General features: G+C 39.9%; 22 protein-coding genes and 1 tRNA gene. 9 read left to right on the forward strand and 14 right to left on the reverse strand.

The window, feature by feature from the left end; translation table 11 throughout:
- The first annotated feature begins 132 nt into the window (after positions 1-132).
- From T7867_RS19285 to T7867_RS19300, 4 genes are all read left to right on the forward strand, one after another.
- Positions 133-1,650: a sulfatase family protein gene (locus T7867_RS19285; RefSeq protein ID WP_322299677.1), complete on the forward strand. Its 1,518-nt coding sequence runs from the start codon at positions 133-135 to the stop codon at positions 1,648-1,650.
- Positions 1,651-1,658: 8 nt separating this feature from the next.
- Positions 1,659-2,411, forward strand: coding sequence for a sulfite exporter TauE/SafE family protein (locus tag T7867_RS19290; protein ID WP_322299678.1), 753 nt, complete (start codon positions 1,659-1,661; stop codon positions 2,409-2,411).
- Positions 2,412-2,791: 380 nt separating this feature from the next.
- Entirely contained in the window at positions 2,792-3,328 is a 537-nt protein-coding gene (locus T7867_RS19295) for an AAA family ATPase (RefSeq protein ID WP_273272422.1), read from the forward strand.
- 205 nt (positions 3,329-3,533) lie between these two features.
- Entirely contained in the window at positions 3,534-4,139 is a 606-nt protein-coding gene (locus tag T7867_RS19300) for a dioxygenase family protein (protein ID WP_068220358.1), read from the forward strand.
- A gap of 48 nt (positions 4,140-4,187) precedes the next feature.
- On the opposite strand, the gene T7867_RS19305 is transcribed toward T7867_RS19300, so the two are convergent.
- Complete coding sequence (locus T7867_RS19305) at positions 4,188-4,643, reverse strand: type I restriction enzyme HsdR N-terminal domain-containing protein (protein ID WP_068220355.1); 456 nt, start codon at positions 4,641-4,643, stop codon at positions 4,188-4,190.
- A 32-nt stretch (positions 4,644-4,675) separates the two neighbouring features.
- On the opposite strand from T7867_RS19305, the gene T7867_RS19310 reads away from it, so the two are divergent.
- Complete coding sequence (locus T7867_RS19310) at positions 4,676-5,449, forward strand: AMP nucleosidase (RefSeq protein ID WP_273512569.1); 774 nt, start codon at positions 4,676-4,678, stop codon at positions 5,447-5,449.
- 251 nt (positions 5,450-5,700) lie between these two features.
- On the opposite strand, the gene T7867_RS19315 is transcribed toward T7867_RS19310, so the two are convergent.
- The 13 genes from T7867_RS19315 to T7867_RS19375 all read right to left on the reverse strand — a co-directional run bounded on the left by T7867_RS19315 (position 5,701) and on the right by T7867_RS19375 (position 15,830).
- Positions 5,701-6,993: an MFS transporter gene (locus tag T7867_RS19315; RefSeq protein WP_068220821.1), complete on the reverse strand. Its 1,293-nt coding sequence runs from the start codon at positions 6,991-6,993 to the stop codon at positions 5,701-5,703.
- A gap of 77 nt (positions 6,994-7,070) precedes the next feature.
- Complete coding sequence (locus T7867_RS19320; RefSeq protein WP_068220348.1) at positions 7,071-7,532, reverse strand: ExbD/TolR family protein; 462 nt, start codon at positions 7,530-7,532, stop codon at positions 7,071-7,073.
- Position 7,533: 1 nt separating this feature from the next.
- Positions 7,534-8,196 carry an ExbD/TolR family protein gene (locus T7867_RS19325; RefSeq protein ID WP_068220345.1) on the reverse strand — a complete coding sequence of 221 codons (663 nt, stop codon included), beginning with the start codon at positions 8,194-8,196 and terminating at the stop codon, positions 7,534-7,536.
- A 4-nt stretch (positions 8,197-8,200) separates the two neighbouring features.
- The gene (locus T7867_RS19330) at positions 8,201-8,563 is read right to left on the reverse strand and encodes a hypothetical protein (protein ID WP_068220343.1); all 363 of its coding nucleotides are present in this window, start codon (positions 8,561-8,563) and stop codon (positions 8,201-8,203) included.
- A 24-nt stretch (positions 8,564-8,587) separates the two neighbouring features.
- Positions 8,588-9,385: a MotA/TolQ/ExbB proton channel family protein gene (locus tag T7867_RS19335; protein ID WP_068220340.1), complete on the reverse strand. Its 798-nt coding sequence runs from the start codon at positions 9,383-9,385 to the stop codon at positions 8,588-8,590.
- 153 nt (positions 9,386-9,538) lie between these two features.
- Positions 9,539-9,627: transfer RNA gene (locus T7867_RS19340), tRNA-Ser, on the reverse strand.
- 92 nt (positions 9,628-9,719) lie between these two features.
- Positions 9,720-10,781 (reverse strand): asparaginase, encoded by a 1,062-nt coding sequence (locus T7867_RS19345; protein ID WP_068220337.1) that lies wholly within the window; start codon positions 10,779-10,781, stop codon positions 9,720-9,722.
- Complete coding sequence (locus tag T7867_RS19350; RefSeq protein ID WP_322299679.1) at positions 10,774-11,541, reverse strand: TatD family hydrolase; 768 nt, start codon at positions 11,539-11,541, stop codon at positions 10,774-10,776. The genes T7867_RS19345 and T7867_RS19350 overlap by 8 nt, the downstream gene beginning before the upstream one ends.
- A 1-nt stretch (position 11,542) precedes the next feature.
- On the reverse strand, positions 11,543-12,637 hold the full coding sequence (locus tag T7867_RS19355; RefSeq protein WP_322299680.1) for a glycosyltransferase: 1,095 nt from the start codon (positions 12,635-12,637) through the stop codon (positions 11,543-11,545).
- On the reverse strand, positions 12,634-13,257 hold the full coding sequence (locus T7867_RS19360) for a polysaccharide deacetylase family protein (protein ID WP_322299681.1): 624 nt from the start codon (positions 13,255-13,257) through the stop codon (positions 12,634-12,636). The genes T7867_RS19355 and T7867_RS19360 overlap by 4 nt, the downstream gene beginning before the upstream one ends.
- Positions 13,244-14,470: a GAF domain-containing SpoIIE family protein phosphatase gene (locus tag T7867_RS19365; protein WP_068220326.1), complete on the reverse strand. Its 1,227-nt coding sequence runs from the start codon at positions 14,468-14,470 to the stop codon at positions 13,244-13,246. Before T7867_RS19365 ends, T7867_RS19360 begins: the two co-directional genes overlap by 14 nt.
- 2 nt (positions 14,471-14,472) lie before the next feature.
- Entirely contained in the window at positions 14,473-14,727 is a 255-nt protein-coding gene (locus tag T7867_RS19370; RefSeq protein ID WP_068220818.1) for a hypothetical protein, read from the reverse strand.
- An 8-nt stretch (positions 14,728-14,735) separates the two neighbouring features.
- Positions 14,736-15,830, reverse strand: a complete 1,095-nt coding sequence (locus T7867_RS19375) for a glycosyltransferase (protein ID WP_322299682.1) — start codon at positions 15,828-15,830, stop codon at positions 14,736-14,738.
- Positions 15,831-15,978: 148 nt separating this feature from the next.
- On the opposite strand from T7867_RS19375, the gene T7867_RS19380 reads away from it, so the two are divergent.
- The 4 genes from T7867_RS19380 (at position 15,979) to T7867_RS19395 (ending at position 18,895) form a co-directional block, all read left to right on the forward strand.
- The gene (locus tag T7867_RS19380; protein ID WP_068220317.1) at positions 15,979-16,401 is read left to right on the forward strand and encodes a helix-turn-helix domain-containing protein; all 423 of its coding nucleotides are present in this window, start codon (positions 15,979-15,981) and stop codon (positions 16,399-16,401) included.
- Positions 16,402-16,418: 17 nt separating this feature from the next.
- A complete protein-coding gene (locus tag T7867_RS19385) occupies positions 16,419-17,135 on the forward strand; it encodes a CPBP family intramembrane glutamic endopeptidase (RefSeq protein WP_322299683.1) in 717 nt (238 codons plus the stop codon).
- Between the two features lie 22 nt (positions 17,136-17,157).
- Positions 17,158-17,712, forward strand: a complete 555-nt coding sequence (gene ruvC, locus T7867_RS19390) for a crossover junction endodeoxyribonuclease RuvC (RefSeq protein ID WP_068220311.1) — start codon at positions 17,158-17,160, stop codon at positions 17,710-17,712.
- A 244-nt stretch (positions 17,713-17,956) separates the two neighbouring features.
- Positions 17,957-18,895 carry a fasciclin domain-containing protein gene (locus T7867_RS19395; RefSeq protein ID WP_322299684.1) on the forward strand — a complete coding sequence of 313 codons (939 nt, stop codon included), beginning with the start codon at positions 17,957-17,959 and terminating at the stop codon, positions 18,893-18,895.
- Positions 18,896-18,980 lie beyond the last annotated feature (85 nt).

Here is an 18,980-nt window from a genome sequence, read left to right on the forward strand (position 1 = left end):
AAAGATATATCAAAGAATAATAGGCGAAATACACTAGGGACATCTTTTGGGAATAGTCGATGGCAATTCCAACGCGCAGGAAGCCATTGACATTCCCATTATGATTATTTGAATTTCTAAACCATCAACCTCATGACCAGTCAAAAAAGCATTTTTTTCTTCTTTCTTATTGGCCTCTTTTTTACTGCAGCTTCTTGTACAACTCCAGATACCAACTCAGAAGCAGACGTATTAAAGCTCGATCAAATTGAAGGTACCGAACCGTTGAATGTTATTTACATTTTGAGCGATGATCATAGGTATGACTTTATGGGTTTCACTGGTAAGGTTCCCTTCTTGGAAACTCCAGCTATGGACAAAATGGCCAAAGAAGGCTCGCACATTGAGAATGCGTTTGTTACTACTTCACTTTGTTCTCCAAGCAGGGCCTCCATTCTAACAGGTCAGTTTTCTCATCACCACCAAGTGGTAGACAATCAGTCTCTCATAGCAGACAGCGTGCGCTTCTTCCCTCAATACCTTCAGGCAGCAGGTTATGAAACAGCCTTTATGGGAAAATGGCACATGGGAGAACATCATGCAGACCCTCGGAAAGGTTTCGATCATTGGTTCAGCCTAAAAGGGCAAGGCAACTATTACAACCCATTGATTAATGTTAATGGTGAAGAAAAAGTATTTGGAGACAGCACCTATATAACCGACCTTCTGACAGAAGAAGCGCTGCGTTGGTTAGGTGAAAGAAAGGGCGAAAAACCTTATTTCTTATACCTGTCTCATAAAGGAGTTCATGCCGATTTTAAGCCAGCCAAACGTCATCAGGGGGTATATGCTAATGGGCAACCTAGCTACCCTCCTACCATGTTCCCTGAAAAAAACCCTGATTACAACTATGAAGATGTTCCGGATTGGGTGAAAAAACAGCGCTACAGCTGGCATGGTGTAGACTATATGTACCACGGCCAAATTAACTTCGATGAGTTCTATCAGCTTTATAATGAAACATTACTTTCAGTAGATGAGAGCATTGGAAAGGTATTGGACTTTTTGGAAGAAAGCGGTCAAATAGAAAACACTATTGTTTTCTACATGGGCGATAATGGTTTTTCATTTGGTGAGCATGGCCTTATTGATAAGCGACAAGCTTATGAAGAATCTATAAGAGTACCACTTCTAGTTTATGGCGGCAAAGATGTAATCAAGCAGAACACGGTAAAGCAGATGATTCAAAATATAGATATTGGCCCAACCATTCTGGCAATGGCAGGTCTGGAGACTCCCGAGAATATGGATGGCGAAAGCTTTTTACCTATTCTGAAAGGGGAAAATCCAGCTGATTGGAGGGAGCGCATCTATTATGAATACTTCTGGGAAAGGCCATTTCCTCAAACCCCGACAGTTCATGCAGTAAGAACCGACAAGTACAAATTCATTCGTTACTATGGTATTTGGGACATTAATGAGCTTTACGACATTGAAAACGATCCTTGGGAAATGAATAACCTAATTCGAAACCCAGAGTATGCTGATATTTCAAAACAACTCCGTGAAGACCTCTTTCAATGGCTCGATGAAACCAACGGTATGCAGATTCCACTAAAAACCGATGGGTCAGGGTCTAGGTTCGACCATAAGTACAGAGGCTCCTACTAAATTGTACCGTGGAATGGTCTAATGATATATTGCTGATTATAGGAGGCCTTTTGGCCGGCATAGTAAACACTATTTCGGGAAGCGGAACACTCTTTAGCATGGGAGTGATGACACTTACCGGTATTCCGCTGGTAATGGCCAACACCACCACACGACCAGGTGTATTTTTCCAGAATCTTACAGGAATTCTAGTACTAAGAAGGTTTAACAACTTCAACACTAAAACCATCCAATTGGCTCCAGTTATAGCAACTGTTTTAGGCGCTATGGCAGGTGCTTGGTGTGCTACTGTAGTTTCTAATGCCTCGTTCAACCTAGTGGCCTCTGTGGTTATGCTTGGCCTTTTGTCTACCTACATTTTTCCCGCACGCCTATTTAGCAAACTGAAAATATCATTCCCTAAGTCTGGAGTGCTTTTAGCGCCCTGCTTATTCCTTGGTGGCTTCTATGGTGGCTTCATTCAAATTGGAGTAGGCATTTTAATTCTGGCCATTCTTTCAAGCGCTTACAAAATGCCGTACAACGAATCTAACACCTACAAACTCATTATCATTTTAATCTATACGGTGCCCACAACGCTATACTTCAGCTTCACAGATAATATTCTATGGCGGCCAGCCATACTTTTAACTGTAGGGCAAGTTATTGGTGCCTTTGGCGCAGCTCGATTTATAAGTAAGAATAACAAGGCTCATTTATGGGCTAAAACAATATCAATTTTAATGATTATAGCCACACTAATAAAGGTGTGGTTTTATTGATTCTAGTGTTAAATACTAAAAGTAATAATCAAAAAAGCGGAAATTCGATGAAAATGGAATTTCTAAAAGGAGTGAAGTACTGTACACAAAGTAAATATTACAAGCTTCATAAGATTACTCATAATTAGGCTTTTACCCCTTAGATTATTTTTGTTACATCAATTATTAAAACGATCGTCTGCAAAAATTCGTAGAATATACCTAACACCTAAATTCTAGTATCTAAATACCTAATTTTAAGACGTAGGCTCTATTTTTTCAAGCACAAGAGTCAGCTCAAGTGTAGAGCCTACAAGTTAGATGGATACTGCAATACAGACTGTTTAAGTCAATTCTCATGTTGAGTTCAACTTGGGCTTACAAATAAACCCATTAGTGATTTGAAGATTATTGTCTTTGGTGCTTCCGGTTCAGGTACTACAACCCTAGCTAAATCATTAGCCGAGCGGTTGAGCTTTCGCCATTTAGATGTAGATGATTTCTATTGGGTGCAAACAGCCGTACCCTTCCAGATAAAAATTGCCAGAAGCCAACGGGTTGCTAACCTTCGAAATGCCATGGAGGCTTGCGACAATGCAGTGGTAAGTGGTTCTTTGATAAGTTGGGGTGATTACTTTTGCGATGCCTTCGACCTCGCCATATTTTTGACTCTTCCCAGAGAAACAAGAATGGAAAGGCTTAAACATCGTGAATTGGAAAGGTATGGAGATCGACTTTTCTCCGATCCAGATTTAAAAGCTCAATCTAAGGCTTTTCTAGATTGGGCGAGAGAGTATGATAATCCCTTATTTTCTGGCAGAAATATAGCGAAACATAAAAAATGGGCAGAATCATTAGCCTGTAAATGTGTTGAAATTGGCGATCTAACCAATGAGCAACGCATTGATATAGTCATATCCGTAATTGACCCTAAATGAACTCCGTATATGGCTAGGTTAGAAAACTGACCACATCCACTTTATCAACCTTGATGGAATCGAAAGAGATATGCCAGCTATAGTGCAATGGTTTAGTAATAATTCTTAGACTCCATTTGTTCTATGCACTCAGGTTTTCATCTATTTAACCTACACTTTGGTCGATGTAGCTTATTTAATACCCATTCTTTGCGTTAGCTGAGATATGAAAAAGCTCTTCTTAATCTCTGTACTCAGTATTTCATCAGTTCCAGTCTTTTCCCAAACTCTTGGTGGACCTTGCGAAGGTTGCGAAGCTCTTCTAGAGTATGGTAACAGGCAACTCAGCTCTATAGACACCTTACCAGATTACTCTATAAACGAACCCAAAATGATAGTTACTGGTACGGTCTATAAACTGGATGGAAAAACGCCTGCCAGTGGAGTAATTATCTACGCCTATCACACTGACCGTTCAGGTATTTACCCAACTAAAGGTGATGAGAAAGGCTGGGCCAGAAGACACGGGTATATTCGGGGTTGGACAAAGACAGATGAAAATGGGCAGTATACCTTCTACACCTTTCAGCCAGCCACCTACCCCAGCAGAACCGAGCCAGCACACGTTCACTTAACAGTCAAAGAACCTGGTAAGCAAGAGTACTGGATAGACTCTATTCAGTTTGAAGAAGACGAATTACTGACGAAGAAGGTTAGAGAAAAAATGGGGAACAGAGGTGGTTCTGGAATCGTCAAACTAAAAGAGAAGGGATCCTTTCTACTAGCTGAAAGGGATATTATTTTGGGAATGAATATACAAAACTACCACTGAGGCAATAAGTCTAAAGGGCGATAAAACATATTCAAAGAATTAGCTTCCCTACATCTCCTTTAACTGTTGATGGGTAGGAATTTGATCTAACATTTCCACTTTTTGTCCTTCTCTACAAATTCCGGCATACGTGTTCACTCCGTTGGTAACTATAATCAATGGAGCTTTACAAACTTGATTATAAGAACCAATTTGTTCTACAACGCCATAACCTAATTTCACGTTTGGTGCCTTACATTCTATCAGTACTGAAGGATTCAATTGTTGATCGTAAATAAGAATATCACTTCGCTTCTGAAGCTCATTATATTTAAGCCCCGATTCTACCTTTGTTCTAGACGCGGGGTAGCCAAGGTTATTAATCAAATGATTAAGAATATGTTGCCTTACCCATTCTTCAGGTGTCAATTGAATGAACTTCTTCCGAATGGGGTCGAAAATGAATAACTTGCCAGCTCTATTCTCAAGTCGGTATTGAAAAGTCGGCAGGTTGAGTTTCAGCATTCCGCAAATCTAATGAGACCAAACATTTATTAATGAAGAACAAGCAAGAAATCGTAGAAAACTGGCTCCCCAGATACACTGGTGTAGCCCTTGATGAATTTGGCGAGTATATTCTCCTAACCAATTTCATCTCGTATGTACACATGTTTGCAGACCAATTTGGCGTGGAGGTAAAAGGTGAGGACCGGCCAATGCAAAGTGCTACTGCAGAGAATATCACCATTATCAACTTTGGTATGGGTAGCGCCATGGCAGCAACCGTAATGGACCTACTCTCTAGTATTCATCCTAAAGCGGTACTCTTTTTAGGAAAGTGTGGTGGGTTGAAAAAGAAAACTCAGCTGGGTGATCTCATTCTACCTATCGCGGCTATTAGAGGTGAAGGAACAAGCAACGAGTATATGCCAGCAGAGATTCCTGCACTTCCTTCTTTCCGCCTGCAAAGATCTGTTTCTTCCATGATTAAAAAGCATGCACGAGACTACTGGACAGGCACTTGCTATACCACCAACCGCAGGGTTTGGGAGCATGACAAAGCTTTTAAAAAGTATCTTAGAAAGATCAGAGCCATGGCAGTTGACATGGAAACGGCTACGCTTTTTACCGTAGGTTTTGTGAATGAAATTCCAAGAGGTGCCCTCCTACTGGTTTCAGATAACCCAATGATTCCTGAGGGTGTGAAAACCGAGGCCAGCGACAAAAAAGTTTCTTCAGATTACGTCAATGCTCACCTAGAAATTGGTATCGATGCACTGCGTGAATTAAGAGACTCCGGGGACTCAGTTAAGCACATGAGGTTCGAGTGATTTAACTCTTCAATACTTTAAAGATCTGATCCGTTACTACCTTCATGAAACATATTCTTGAAGGTAGTGATGAGATATCTTTCCAACTGGAAGTTCACTCACTGAAGCCACCAGAGTAAACGATGTTTCTATATAAAGGCTCAAATTGCGCTTATACAAGTGTTTGGTATTAGCTAGCAGTGAGCATAATGTCATTAGAAGCTACTAATGCGGCACGTTTATAAAGCTCCTGAAACAGCATGTTTAGGGTTTCATCTGGAAACCCTTGTTCTTCGAACGAGGAGAAAGCCCAGTATAAAAAAGACACTGAGACCTAATGCACTATATCGCATACTGCCAGTTAGGTGTTCTATGATTCCATAGGCTAGCGTACCGAAGACGATAGACACGTTGAATGTTACATCATAAAAACTAAAGAACGAAGCATGATCTGTTGTATCAGCCGGAATGAGCTTAGAAAAAGTAGCCCTAGACAAAGATTGAATGCCTCCCATGATTAGTCCGACTAAAAAGGCTAATCCGTAAAACTCAACACTTGTAGAAACGAAGAAGGCTAGCAAACAGACTACCACCCAAATTATAATCATGGTAGCAATTGAATAAATATTCCCTCTCTTTTTAGAAAGAAACGCAAAGCCATAGGCGCCACCTATAGCAACTAATTGAATAATGAGCACTGTCAATATTAATTCTCCAGTAGCCATCTCCAACTCCTTAGCTCCAAAAAGTGAAGCTAAATACATCACCGCCTGTACTCCCGCGTTGTAAAAGAAGAACCCGACAACAAACCTTTGCATATCTGGTAGTTGCCTAATTTGTCTATAAACCTCCTTGAGCTCTCGATACCCATTATAGATCCACCTCCCTTCAGTCTTCTTATTATAAGGATTGGTAGGAAGTCTCCTTAGCGCAAAATTGGAAAAACCTATCCACCAAGCTGCCACGGTAACAAAGGCAATTCGAGCTGGTAAAGAGCCTTCAGGTATTCCGAACCACTCGGGTTTCTCAATCATTAAGAGGTTTAAGATTAAAAGAATAACGCTACCGATATAGCCAAGAGAATAGCCTTTGGCACTCAACTTATCATATTGGTCTACAGTAGCAATTTCTGGCAAGAAGGCATCGTAGAACACCAAGCTACCTGAGTAACCGATACTAGCCAAAACTGCCATCAATATTCCAAATTCAACATTATCTCCAATGAAGAAATACATACCCCCACATGACAGTGCACCAAAATAAGCAAAGGCCCTTAAGAAAAGCTTCTTTTTACCAGAGTAGTCGGCTATTCCAGACAGCAACGGAATGAGTAATGCCGTAATCAAAAAAGATGCGCTTAATGCATAAGAATAGAGTACTGTATTGGGTAGTGTTAACCCGAAGAACTCTACCGTCTTATTCCCACTCTCAGAAGTAGTCACTGCCTCATAGTAAATAGGAAATACGGCTGTGGTAATGGTTAGTGAATACACTGAATTGGCCCAATCGTACATACACCAACCAGTGGTAACTCGTTTATCATTAAGGTGTACAGTCTTCTGCATAATCAGAAAAATAGGCATAAAAAAAGAGACTGTAGTTACAGTCTCTCTTTAACAGTTAAGTAAGTTATTCGCTTAGTTTAGTTATCTTCTGACTTTTGAGGTGTCGCATACATGATCTTACGAGCATTTGCATCTCTTAACTCTGTCTGAATGTCTACAATAATACCCATTTTGGTTTCATTGTCTACTTTCATAGAGACAGTAATCTGATCTCTTTCTGCTTCACTCAAGTTAGACTTCTCTTGGTTAATCCAGTTAATGATACCATCAATACCGATAAATGCATCATTCGCTTGAATGAGGGCTTCAGTACCCATTGATTTATCTTTTGGTTTACCAACATAGAGGTAAGTCACAAGTTTCTTCTTTTCAAGCTTCACTAATTGTTCAGCTCTAGGAATCCTTTGTTCTACCTTAATCTCTGTTTCTCTCAATACGGTTGTTACCATAAAGAAGAACAAAAGCATGAAGATAATATCAGGCAATGCCGCAGTAGGGATATCCTGACTCGATTCGCTCTTTTTCTTAAACTTTGACATATTAACCTCCTTGACTTGACGGTTCTGCAATGGAAATTGCCTTAGGAATACCCATACGGGCTCTGTCGTACATTTCCTTTTCCTTAGGATCGGTTCGGTTTAACTTCCTGAATTCTTCATCAGTTATACCTACTCTTTCACCGTAAATTCTGTTATAAGCCGCATTCAGCTCATCTAGAATCTGTATGAATATCTCGTAACTACTACCACGGTCGGCCTTAAGGGACACAATCGCTGCACCAGGGCCATCAGATGAATCATCTTTGCCAAGGCTTCTTGTAATGTAAGACTTCATAGATGCTGGCAAAGAATTGTAAACATCTACATCACTTACATTATCACTACCTTTTTTGGTACTGCTTGGGTTACCGAAGTTCAACACAAAATCATACACCATATCTCTGATCAGAGTAACATCATCTAAAGGCTCATCTTCTACTAGAAGTAAGTCGGCAGAGTTAATCTGAATTTTGAATACGTTTTTCTGATTTTGCTTGATCTCCAATGGCTCATCGTCCTCATTTTTCGGAGGAAGCAAAAGAGTCAAACCTTTATTTGTGGCAATTTGCGTAGTTACAAGGAAGAAGATCAAAAGTAGGAATGCAATATCGGCCATTGAGCCGGCATTCACCTCTTGACTTCCTTTGTTTTTACTTCTAGCCATAATTTTATCTTACAATTCTTGCAATTGATGAATATACGAGACCAACTACGGCAATTACAATAAGTGCCAAAGTAGTTGTCATTGCACCGCCTACAAGCTTGTAGACAGAAGCAGCTTTTTCGCTAGTCGGATCAATTTTGGCTGCTTCCATAACACTTGCTGTAGAAGAACCAAACTCGGCCGGAGCCATGCTGTACCCGATGAAGAAAATAGCTACTAAAACTAATACTCCAATTCCACCTTTGATCAATGACTTAGGATTTCCAAAGGCATTGACCAGGTTCATTACTATAGCTGCTACAATGGCTACTCCAATAAGGATGTAAGCCGCATATAGCCCTATATCAATCCACTGTTCCTGATCCATATTTAATGTCTTTTAAGATGGAAATTATTTAGAAAGGTTGTGCTTCACTAAAAGGTCTACCAAAGAGATAGATGCATCTTCCATTGAGTTAACAATAGAGTCGATTTTAGAAACACAGTAGTTATAGAACAACTGAAGGATAATCGCAACGATCAAACCAGCAACTGTTGTTAAAAGGGCTACTTTAATACCACCAGCAACCAATGAAGGAGAAATATCTCCAGCTGCTTGAATAGCATCGAAGGCATCGATCATACCAATTACAGTACCCATGAAACCAAGCATTGGAGCAAGAGAGATGAATAGGGAAATCCATACAAGACCTCTTTCTAGTCTACCCATTTCTACAGATCCGTAGGCAATAACTGATTTCTCAACCATTTCAATACCTTCAGACATTCTCATCAAACCTTGAGTAAAGATAGATGCAACTGGGCCTCTAGTGCTCTTAGTTACTTCTTTAGCAGCTTCTACTCCTCCTGACTCAAGAGCGTCTTCAACTTTGCTCAAAAGCTTAGAAGTATTAGTAGTTGAAAGGTTTAAGCTGATGATTCTTTCAATAGCGATTGCTAAACCAAGAATCAAACAGATTAGAGGGTAAACCATGAACGCAGGGTCACCTTCAATGAATTTGTCTTTAACGATTTGATCGAATGATTTTTCCTCTTCCATGTCTGACTCCATGTCATAACTAGGAGATTCTGGGTAGGTGTCCTCAACAGCAGCTTCAGTAGCAGTAGTGTCCGCATCGTCTTGAGCAACTGCATTAAATCCGAAGGCGAAGATACCCAGGATCATCAGTAAAGAGAATAACTTTTTCATAGTCTAGTTTTGATTAATAAAGGTTAAAACGGTTTCTAAATTATTAATAATTATTATTAAAAGAAATTATACTTAAAACTTTAGTTGATAACTGAGGGGAAGGCTCCAAAAACATCTGCTTTATCACCTTGTCCGCCAATTCTCCTCTAATTGCGGAGAGAGAGGGATTCGAACCCTCGATACCCTTTAGAGGGTATACACACTTTCCAGGCGTGCTCCTTCAACCACTCGGACACCTCTCCCTTAATCTTCTGACGCTTCTCGCAGGGGAACAAATAAATTAATAATTATCTGTCCATGCAAGCCCATTTTTGTTTTTGTAAGACACAAAAAATCAGTTCATTTCGCCCCTTATGGGAGTCCTCAGGCATTTTTTTGCATCGCGCAGATTAGAGAACCTAGCCAGCACATACATCATCTTTGCGGTGGCTGCTTCAGAGGTAAGATCGTGTCCACTTACTACTCCAATTTTATCTAACTCACTGCTTGTCTCATACTTACCATGCATAACTCTACCCCCGTTACACTGAGAAACATTGAGTATAAGCTTGCCCATTTTGGCACTTTCTCTTAGCAAATCCAGAAACCATTTTTCATTTGGCACATTGCCAGATCCGTAGCTCTCAATAATAACACCCTTTACAGCATCGGCTAAAAGAATACTAGCAGCGGTAATTTTATTTAATCCTGGAAACAGTTTTAACACCACAACATTATTGTCCATTTCAGGATTTACCCTTACAAAGTCTTTGGCGTATGGCTTTAAATACGACCATTGATAATCTATTGAAATACCAGCTTCTGCTAAAATCGGGTAATTTTCAGATTCAAATGCATCGAAATGTTGACTCTCAACCTTCTTTGCACGGTTCCCTCTTAGCAATACATGGTTGAAAAAAATGCATACCTCTGTAATAATTGGTTTGCCATTCTTCTTATCTGCAGCAATTTCTAGTGAGGTTACCAAATTCTCAGTGGCATCTGAGCGTGGCGAAGCAATTGGCAATTGAGCTCCTGTAAAAATTATTGGCTTGTTCACTCCTTCTAACATAAAGCTCAGCGCTGAAGCAGAATAAGCCATAGTATCGGTTCCGTGAAGAATAAGAAAACCATCGAATTGATCGTAATGGTCATAAATCAATGACGCTAAAAGCTGCCAATGCTCTATATGTACATTAGAAGAATCTATTGGCTCCTGAAAACTGATTACAGAAATATTGACTTGAAGCTCTTTTAGAACAGGAACTCTCTCTAGAATTTGCTCGAAGCCACAAGGCACCAAAGATCCTGAGTCATTGAAGTCCATTCCTAAAGTACCACCAGTATAGATTGTTAAAACTCTGCCTTTGGGACTTTTATGGAAGTCGAAATGCTCAATTGGTTTTACATCAATCATTGAATTGAAAAAGTTTAATGGCGTTAGATGTTGTCTGTGTCTTTAGGTCTTCTAATGACATTTGTCGGTAGTCGGCAATTTTCTGAGCAATCAACTCTAAAAACGCGGGCTCGTTTCTTTTGCCTCTGTTTGGTGTTGGTGCCAAATAAGGACTATCGGTTTCGAGTACTATTCTTTCTAAATCTAACTCGGGCACTACTTTATCCATTCCTGCATTCTTAAATGTAGTCACCCCACCTAGACCCAAGTAGAAATCTAACCCAACAATTCGCTCGGCTTGCTCTGCTGAACCATTAAAACAGTGAAAAACCCCTGTAAGCTCATCGGTCTTAAGAGACTCTATCAGGTCAATAGTTAAGTCTAGTGACTCTCTACAATGAATAATAATGGGCTTTTTAAATTGCTTTGCCCACTCTACCTGAATCTTAAAGGCTTCAACCTGCTGATCTTGAAATGTTTTATCCCAATAAAGATCGGTACCCATTTCACCAATGGCTACGAATTCTCTTTTGCCAAGCCACTCCTCTATTATATATAGCTCTTTTTCAAAGTCCTTTTTAACCGAACAAGGGTGAAGCCCCATGGTAGCGTAGCAGAAACTAGGGTTTCTCTCTTCCAGCTCCATCATTCCATCTATAGAAGTGTGATCTATGTTAGGCATAACAATTTTCTCTATGCCAGCCTCTTGAGACCGCTCCAAAACGTGGTCTATATCTTCCTTAAATTGCTCTGCATAAATATGGGCGTGAGTTTCAATCATATCAGAACTTCCTTCCTTTCCAGCTTACTTTTCCTTTAAATATTATTCTCAGCAACGCAAAAGTATCTAAAAGGCTGATAAAAAAAGGTTCGTACAAAAAGAGTTTGAACTTTCTATTGGTGTGTTTGTGCATCTGCCAATATTTAAGGCAAGTTGTAAAGTAGGCATAGCTCAAAATGAATAAGGCTAGGTCGATATAAGCAACAAATAGAGTCAGTAAAAAAGGTACTACCCAAAGCCTTGCGAAGAAGGCTGGAACGGCCAATATCCAGTGGTGAGTAAAAACTCCATTCATCCATCGGCAGCGTTGCGTAATCATTTCCGAAAAAGTGAGTTGTGGCCGGGTTTCCGCAAACCCTGTTTGTTCTATCACTTGACTGGTTTGTAGTCCAGCCTTTTGAAACCGCTGCAGCAAGCCTAAATCCTCCACATCGGTTGGGCCTAAAGCTCGAAAGCCACCAACTTGATCATAGGCCGACTTGCGAAAGCCCATGTTGTTACCAAGAATTGAAATAGGCCTAATGGCATCGGCCATAGCTTTCATGCTGTGCAACACAATTTGCCAATCGAAAAACTGAAGATGACTATAACGACCAACCGAGGCAATTTGAGTGTAACCACTAATTAACTGACTCTCTTTTAGGGCACCAACCATAGTCCTTAACCAGTCAGGCTGAACCTCCATATCTGCATCTATGATTACCTGAAACTCGTCATTACTCAGATCGATCAACTGATTTAACACATTGGCCTTGGCAATCAGTCCTTCCTTTTCATTTTCAACCTTTACTCCTTTTATATGGTTGTGCCTTTTTTCGAAATGCTCAATTATATTCCAAGTGCCATCTTCGGAATTATCATCTCCCACCAAAACCTGCATCGTTTCTTGTGGGTAATTGAGTGTTAATATTGAATCGAGACAACGCCTAAGGTTATGTTCTTCGTTTCTAGCACAGACTAAAACGCTCACTTTAGGGAGTTCATTTTCAGCTTTTGTCGAAGTGTTAAACTTAAACCTAAAGAACAGCATAAGGATTAGCTCAACTGTAAACAGTACTGAATAAACTGAAACTAAAACACCTCCTACCACGCTCATAATGCTTCGAATCGATAACCCGCTTTTTCAAAATGTCTCAGATAGGCAGGCAGAACGGCTTTCAGGTTTGCCTCTGCCTTTACATTGTCGTGAAAAACTACAATCGACCCCTTTGAAGTGGCCGCAATGGATTTTCTGAGAATTATACTTGGATCGATGGTTTGATCATAGTCTTGAGTGAGCACATCCCACATTACAATTGTCTTATTTTTCAGTAGCTCTTTACGTTGAGTATTTGTAAGTCTACCATAAGGTGGTCTGAACAAACTAGAATATGACTTATCAGTATCCAAAGCTTCATCACAAGCCAAAACATCTGCCAGATATGCTTCTGCTTTGCTTCGCTTACCATTAATATGATGCTGAGTATGATTTCCCACTTTATGACCCTCAGCCAGCATTCTATTATATATAGAGCGATTTCTTAGTACATTCTCTCCAACACAAAAAAAGGTAGCCTTAGCATCATACTCTTTGAGTAGGTCTAAAACCCATTCAGTTAGATTAGGAATAGGGCCATCATCGAAAGTGAGGTAAATTACTTTTTCAGTAGTTTTCACTTTCCAGAGAAGTCTGGGGTAAATGTACTTGGCTACAAATGGAGTTTTAAACGGAAGCATTATTGACCCTGCAAGATAAGAAAGTCAGGTCGTCAGTAAAGTTGCGCTCTTCAGAGAAGTTATAAAGCTCAGCCAAAAGCTTAGAGTGTAGCTCTGATAATGGAGTATTATAATTAGCCTGTAAAAACTCTTCTAATCTTTCACTACCAAACTCTTCTTCCGCCTTATTAAAGGTTTCGGTAAGACCATCAGTAAACAAGAAAAGTGAGAATTTATCTAAGTCTTCTACCCTTCCCATTTCTATAAATGGAAGTGGTTCAAAGGCGCCAAGTACCGTTGTACCCACCGTGAGTTTTTCAACTTCTGGCTTGCCATTCATTAACAATGGAGGGTTATGACCTGCGTTGATGTACCTCAGGTCTTTCTTTTTGTAGTCGTAAACTGCCAAAAAGAAAGTAATAAAATTTTCCCTGTTGGCATTTTTACAAAGGTGATAGTTCAGCTCATTAACAACAGAAACAGGATTATCGGCTGTTCTTGAAATGGTTCTTAAAACGGCCTGAAAGTTAGACATCAAAATAGCAGCAGGAATACCTTTACCGGATACATCAGCAATACAGACTACAAACTGATCGTCTTGCTCTAGCGTTATATAATCATAATAATCGCCCCCTACCGTACGGCACGGCTGATAGTAAGCCTCAATATGAATCTTATCATTATTAGGGAGATCTTTAGGGAAGAGGTAATTCTGAACGTTTTTAGCAATCTCCATATCGCGCTGAAGCGCCTGCTGCTCCAACTGCTTTCTGGCTAATCGTTTATTCTCAATGGCCACCAACATGATGTTACTCAAGGCCTGAATAAAGGTAGTATCTACATTGATTTCAGGGCCTTTAGACTTCACAAAAACGAAAGCCAAAAGCCTGTCTTTGTGCAACACGGGAATGATTATCTCGAACTCTTCGAAGCAAGAAACATCTAAGTCCATCTGATCTATGTAAGTGATTTTGCGAGCACTCAAGCAAGTTTGCCCCATCTTTACTTGCGTAAAATCTTGGGAAGTACCGAACTGCACCTTACACTCCCAATCTTCTTCCATTACAAACAGAGAGAGCTTTTCCATTTGAAGATTCGCCCTTAGAGTAAATTCAAAGATTTTATAAAGATCCTCTTCCGGTAAATTATTATTCACCGCCTGAGTGATCTCCATCAAAGCATTTACTTCGAGCTCCTTCTGAAAAAACTTAGTCTGTAATGAATTCTGATCCATTCTTATCTCCCGTTATGCGCCAACAAACCCTTCTTACTTGCCAGATAATAGTAGTCTTTAAACTCCACCTCAAAGTTCAGTTTATCTTCAAACACTTCATCATTCATATTGAATAAGCATTTGATATAGCCTTTCTGGAGAAGTGAAAACAGCACCTGCTTCAATTCTTCCTCTTCCATTTCTAACTCCTCAATTAAAAATGAAAATGGCTGAACAAAGTAAAGTTCATCTAACACATCGAATTCCTGATCCGTCATTGTCATAGTCAAGAATACTTTCTACCCTTCCATTGATATGAACCAAAGTTAGCAGCTATACCTATATAAATGGCATAAAGGGGATAGAATAAAAAGGAAATTATGAACGACAAAAAATTAGTTCGCTGCCCTAAATCGTGCCTTACTTGAAGCAGCAAAAACATCTCCGACATAAACTTGAGCCAAAGTACCCAAATACTCACCCTTGAAGCCATCGGGTCTGTTAAAAAGTCATAAATCAAGAAGCATTGAGCCAAGTTGACCAGCAGAATAAACAAGGCCAACAAAATTGTACTCCATCTCTTATTGAATTTCCATTTACTAGCCCAGCGTTTTTTTTGATTGATCATTGAGCTCAATCCTTCAGCCCCAGCTGTCAAAACCACCGCCCGAGAATCTTTAGTAAAAAGAATCGACCCCGGGTATTTAAGCTGAATCTTGTGCATGAAAAGTTCATCATCACCCGTTGGAATCTGATCTATCCCTCTATAGCCTTCCAGCTCTTCAAAAACTGATTTTCGGAAAGCTAAATTAGCTCCGTTGGCCATGGTAGGCTTTTCCAAAAATGCGCTTACAGCTGTCACTCCCATTAAGGCAGACATTTCAAGGCTTTGAAACTTTTGCCAAAAGCCTTCACCAGTTAAAACTACAGGTCCCAAAACCATCTTGACTTCCTCCACCTCAAACTGGTTTAAGAGTGAAGCCAACCAATGCTCATTCATTTGGCAGTCTGCATCGGTAGTTATTATGAACTCGTTCGAAGCTTCGCTAATACCTAAACTAAGCGCTGCTTTTTTCCCTTCAACTTCGGTTACTTCCAAAACTTTCGCTTGTAGAGAATACTTCTTGAGTGCTTCGCGAAGCACCCTCACACTCCTATCTTCCGAATGGTCATTCACAAAAATGAATTCGGCACTTTTAACTGACTGCCTTGAAAATGCTTTTACCAGCTTGACGAGTGTAGCTTCCTCATTTCGAAAAGGAATAATTACCGAACAAGGCTTATCTACAAATTCGAACTTATTTTTCTGCTTAGTCCATAGCATAAGTACTACAATGAGTAGCACCGACCAAAGGAATAAAACCGAATAAATAAGAAGCATGTGCGAAGAAAGAGCTTTCAATACCAAATTGAAAATTCGTCAGTTTGTATATTCGCTTTTCAGTTCAGAATGAAGCATGACAAGCAAATGTCATATGAATGTCGTGCAGAGAAAACCCTAATTAAAGAGCTTACTAGATACTTTTACAATGCAGACAGAAAAACATAAGATGATTGCTTCTGTAGTAAAAGAAAAGAGAACAGACCTTAATTACACGCAACAAGAGCTGGCCGATTTATGCAAGGTTAGCCTTAGGTCTATTCAGAGAATTGAAAATGGGGAGGTTTATCCGAGACAGTACACTTTAAATGAACTGGCTAAAAACCTAAACTTCTCTTTAGATATTTTAAGCTCGAAGGAAAAGCCTGTTGAACCTAGTGCTAAAGGAAATCTGGCTAAAAAAAGGATAATCAGCTTAGCTTTTGTACTTGGCACAATCCTTTTATCGGCTGCTTTTTTAGCGCAATCGAGTCAGTTTCCAGAAACGAACTTTGAACTCTATCTTTTCTATACCGGAATACTAATTGTCTTAAGCCTTGGCTTACTCTTTCTGTGGAGAAAAAAACAGTAGCTTAAAATATTCTGACAATGATTGGTATTGTGGTGATTCTGGGAGTCTCTTGGGTTCTACTCGTCTTCATTCAAGAAAAGGGTTTATCGGTTTTAGGTTTTATTCCGCTTAAGAAAGCTCTAATACAGTTTAGCTATGGACTGGCTTCGGTCATGCTTATTCGCGCAATAATTCTCTTTTTTGAAGCGCAGTTCAAGTCCTTTGAGTTTACCGCTAACCCAGTTTTTAATCCAGAAGAGTTATTCAGCTCATTTTGGTATCATTTCAAGTCGGCTTTAACAGAAGAACTAATGTATAGAGGAGCCCTTCTATACATACTAATACAGCGGATAGGTCCTAAAAAAGCCATTTGGATTACCTCATTGATCTTTGGAGTCTATCACTGGTTTTCCTACAATATGTTTGGTGGCGCTATTGTACCGATGATTTACATCTTGCTTATCACGGGAGTTGCTGGCTTTGTTTGGGCCTACGCCTATCACAAAACCAATTCTATGACAATGGCCATTGGCATGCATTTAGGATCCAATTTCTTCCTTAGCCTTTTTCTGCCCAACCAACCTTATGGTGAGTTGCTTTATAGCATTACTGGAGTGTCAGAACTCTCGGAGTGGAACCAACTATATGTGGCACTGTTTTCTGGGTTAGGTCCTTCAATCCTTATGTTTTTTGCCATTAAGCTTTACTTAAAGATGGAAAAGAAGTTCAATGACTCGGAAAAAGCATTGACCTAGGCTTTTGCTTATATTGCCACCAATGGCAAAAGCGATTCAGGAAAAGATTATTCTAGGTATTGACCCCGGTACTAGTGTAATGGGTTATGGAGTGATTAAAGTGGAAGGAAAAAAGCTTTCACTGCTTCAATTTGGCGTCATTCACCTGAAGAAATACGTTGGCCATGAACTCAAACTCAAGAAGATTTTTGAGCGTGTCACTTCCATTATAGAAGAATTTCACCCGGATGAAGTAGCTCTGGAAGCACCTTTCTACGGAAAAAACATTCAGTCTATGCTGAAGCTAGGCAGAGCGCAAGGAGTTGCCATGACAGCCGCTTTGGCCAGAGACATTCCTATTACTGAATATGCTCCTAAGAAGGTAAAGCAATCAGTTACCGGAAATGGAAATGCCTCAAAAGAGCAAGTAGCAGCCATGCTTCAAACCTTGCTCAACATTAAAGAGCTCCCGAAAATGCTCGATGCTACCGATGCGCTAGGCGTTGCTATTTGTCATCACTTTCAGAACGGAAATGCTCAATCTCGTTCCGCTAGTTGGAAAAGCTTTATCAGCGAAAATCCGGGGAGGGTGAAGTAGGAAATTGGTCATTAGTTGATTGGTCATTTGTCAATCTCTGTGCTCTTAACTTGATCGCTCTATTCCCCCCTAAAAACTTTTTTGTTTAAGATTCTCTAAAAGCGAAATAGCTCCGTCTGCTTCGAAAAACAGAATTAACGGTTTCAACTACAAACTATTCATTGCGAAAAAAATGTGCTAAAAAAGCCAAACATATGTACATACATCTTGTTGACAGGGCATCTATAAAACTAAATGCATTATTATGAAAACAAGTAAAATGAATATTAAAATATGGTCTTTCCTTTTAGCTCTAGTGTTCACTGTAGCCGCCTGTGACGATGATGACCCGTCTAATCCAGGTTCAGAATCACAGACCATTACAGAAATTGCAGCATCGAACGATGACTTCACCATATTAACTTCTGCATTGATCAAAGCAGACCTTGACGGAGTACTTGATGGAAGCGGTTCTTTTACAGTATTTGCCCCAACCGATGATGCCTTTGAGCAAGCAGGCATTACCAACCTAGATAATCTAAGCGCTGAAGATTTAAGACCGATCTTATTGAACCATGTGGTGGCTGGCACTATTTTATCTACCGATTTACAAGCTGGTGACAACTATGTGAGTTCAGAGAATGCCACTGGCCCTAATGAAACTAAGCTATCATTATATATTAATAATGGTGATCAAGTTGTTGTGAACAATAACGCAACTGTTACCACTCCAAATTTAATGGCTAGTAATGGAGTGATTCACGTAATTGATAACGTGATCAGTGCCGATGTAGACGTTGTAGATATTGCTATGCAAAACTCTAACTTCAGCGAATTAGTTGGTGCACTTCAAGCAGCTGAGGGTAACTTAGTAGCTACTCTTCAAACTGATGGTCCTTTTACAGTATTCGCTCCGACTAACGATGCTTTTGAGGCCATTGCTGGTGTAACTGCACAGTTAAGCGCTGCTGAATTGGCTAACGTGCTAACCTATCATGTTGTGGAAGGAAACTTTCAATCGTCTCAACTATCAGACGATATGTCTATAGAGGCTCTTAACGAAAACACTTTCACCATAGATTTGAGTGGTGCTAACCCACAAATTTTAGACGCATCTGGTGCAGTGGCTACAATTGTAGTTACAGATGTACAAGGTAAAAATGGTGTTGTACACGTAATCAACAAAGTATTGCTCCAAGAGTAATCAGATTAGACGTTATTGTTAAAGGAAACAGGGCTACAGAAATAGCCCTGTTTTTGTTTTAGTTGAGTCAATTAACTAAATACAA

Source organism: Roseivirga spongicola (assembly GCF_034376045.1).
Taxonomy (GTDB): Bacteria; Bacteroidota; Bacteroidia; order Cytophagales; family Cyclobacteriaceae; genus Roseivirga; species Roseivirga spongicola.

Excerpts from the sequence above, each read along its gene's own strand:
- T7867_RS19315 (WP_068220821.1), bottom strand. The coding sequence starts at position 6,993 with ATGCAGAAGACTGTACACCTTAATGATAAACGAGTTACCACTGGTTGG.
- T7867_RS19310 (WP_273512569.1), top strand. The coding sequence starts at position 4,676 with ATGAAGAACAAGCAAGAAATCGTAGAAAACTGGCTCCCCAGATACACT.
- T7867_RS19345 (WP_068220337.1), bottom strand. The coding sequence starts at position 10,781 with ATGATTGATGTAAAACCAATTGAGCATTTCGACTTCCATAAAAGTCCC.
- T7867_RS19350 (WP_322299679.1), bottom strand. The coding sequence starts at position 11,541 with ATGATTGAAACTCACGCCCATATTTATGCAGAGCAATTTAAGGAAGAT.
- T7867_RS19305 (WP_068220355.1), bottom strand. The coding sequence starts at position 4,643 with ATGCTGAAACTCAACCTGCCGACTTTTCAATACCGACTTGAGAATAGA.
- T7867_RS19395 (WP_322299684.1), top strand. The coding sequence starts at position 17,957 with ATGAAAACAAGTAAAATGAATATTAAAATATGGTCTTTCCTTTTAGCT.
- T7867_RS19380 (WP_068220317.1), top strand. The coding sequence starts at position 15,979 with ATGCAGACAGAAAAACATAAGATGATTGCTTCTGTAGTAAAAGAAAAG.
- T7867_RS19335 (WP_068220340.1), bottom strand. The coding sequence starts at position 9,385 with ATGAAAAAGTTATTCTCTTTACTGATGATCCTGGGTATCTTCGCCTTC.
- T7867_RS19385 (WP_322299683.1), top strand. The coding sequence starts at position 16,419 with ATGATTGGTATTGTGGTGATTCTGGGAGTCTCTTGGGTTCTACTCGTC.
- T7867_RS19300 (WP_068220358.1), top strand. The coding sequence starts at position 3,534 with ATGAAAAAGCTCTTCTTAATCTCTGTACTCAGTATTTCATCAGTTCCA.
- T7867_RS19370 (WP_068220818.1), bottom strand. The coding sequence starts at position 14,727 with ATGACGGATCAGGAATTCGATGTGTTAGATGAACTTTACTTTGTTCAG.
- T7867_RS19325 (WP_068220345.1), bottom strand. The coding sequence starts at position 8,196 with ATGGCTAGAAGTAAAAACAAAGGAAGTCAAGAGGTGAATGCCGGCTCA.
- T7867_RS19330 (WP_068220343.1), bottom strand. The coding sequence starts at position 8,563 with ATGGATCAGGAACAGTGGATTGATATAGGGCTATATGCGGCTTACATC.
- T7867_RS19360 (WP_322299681.1), bottom strand. The coding sequence starts at position 13,257 with ATGCTTCCGTTTAAAACTCCATTTGTAGCCAAGTACATTTACCCCAGA.
- T7867_RS19365 (WP_068220326.1), bottom strand. The coding sequence starts at position 14,470 with ATGGATCAGAATTCATTACAGACTAAGTTTTTTCAGAAGGAGCTCGAA.
- T7867_RS19285 (WP_322299677.1), top strand. The coding sequence starts at position 133 with ATGACCAGTCAAAAAAGCATTTTTTTCTTCTTTCTTATTGGCCTCTTT.
- T7867_RS19355 (WP_322299680.1), bottom strand. The coding sequence starts at position 12,637 with ATGAGCGTGGTAGGAGGTGTTTTAGTTTCAGTTTATTCAGTACTGTTT.
- T7867_RS19320 (WP_068220348.1), bottom strand. The coding sequence starts at position 7,532 with ATGTCAAAGTTTAAGAAAAAGAGCGAATCGAGTCAGGATATCCCTACT.
- T7867_RS19375 (WP_322299682.1), bottom strand. The coding sequence starts at position 15,830 with ATGCTTCTTATTTATTCGGTTTTATTCCTTTGGTCGGTGCTACTCATT.
- ruvC (WP_068220311.1), top strand. The coding sequence starts at position 17,158 with ATGGCAAAAGCGATTCAGGAAAAGATTATTCTAGGTATTGACCCCGGT.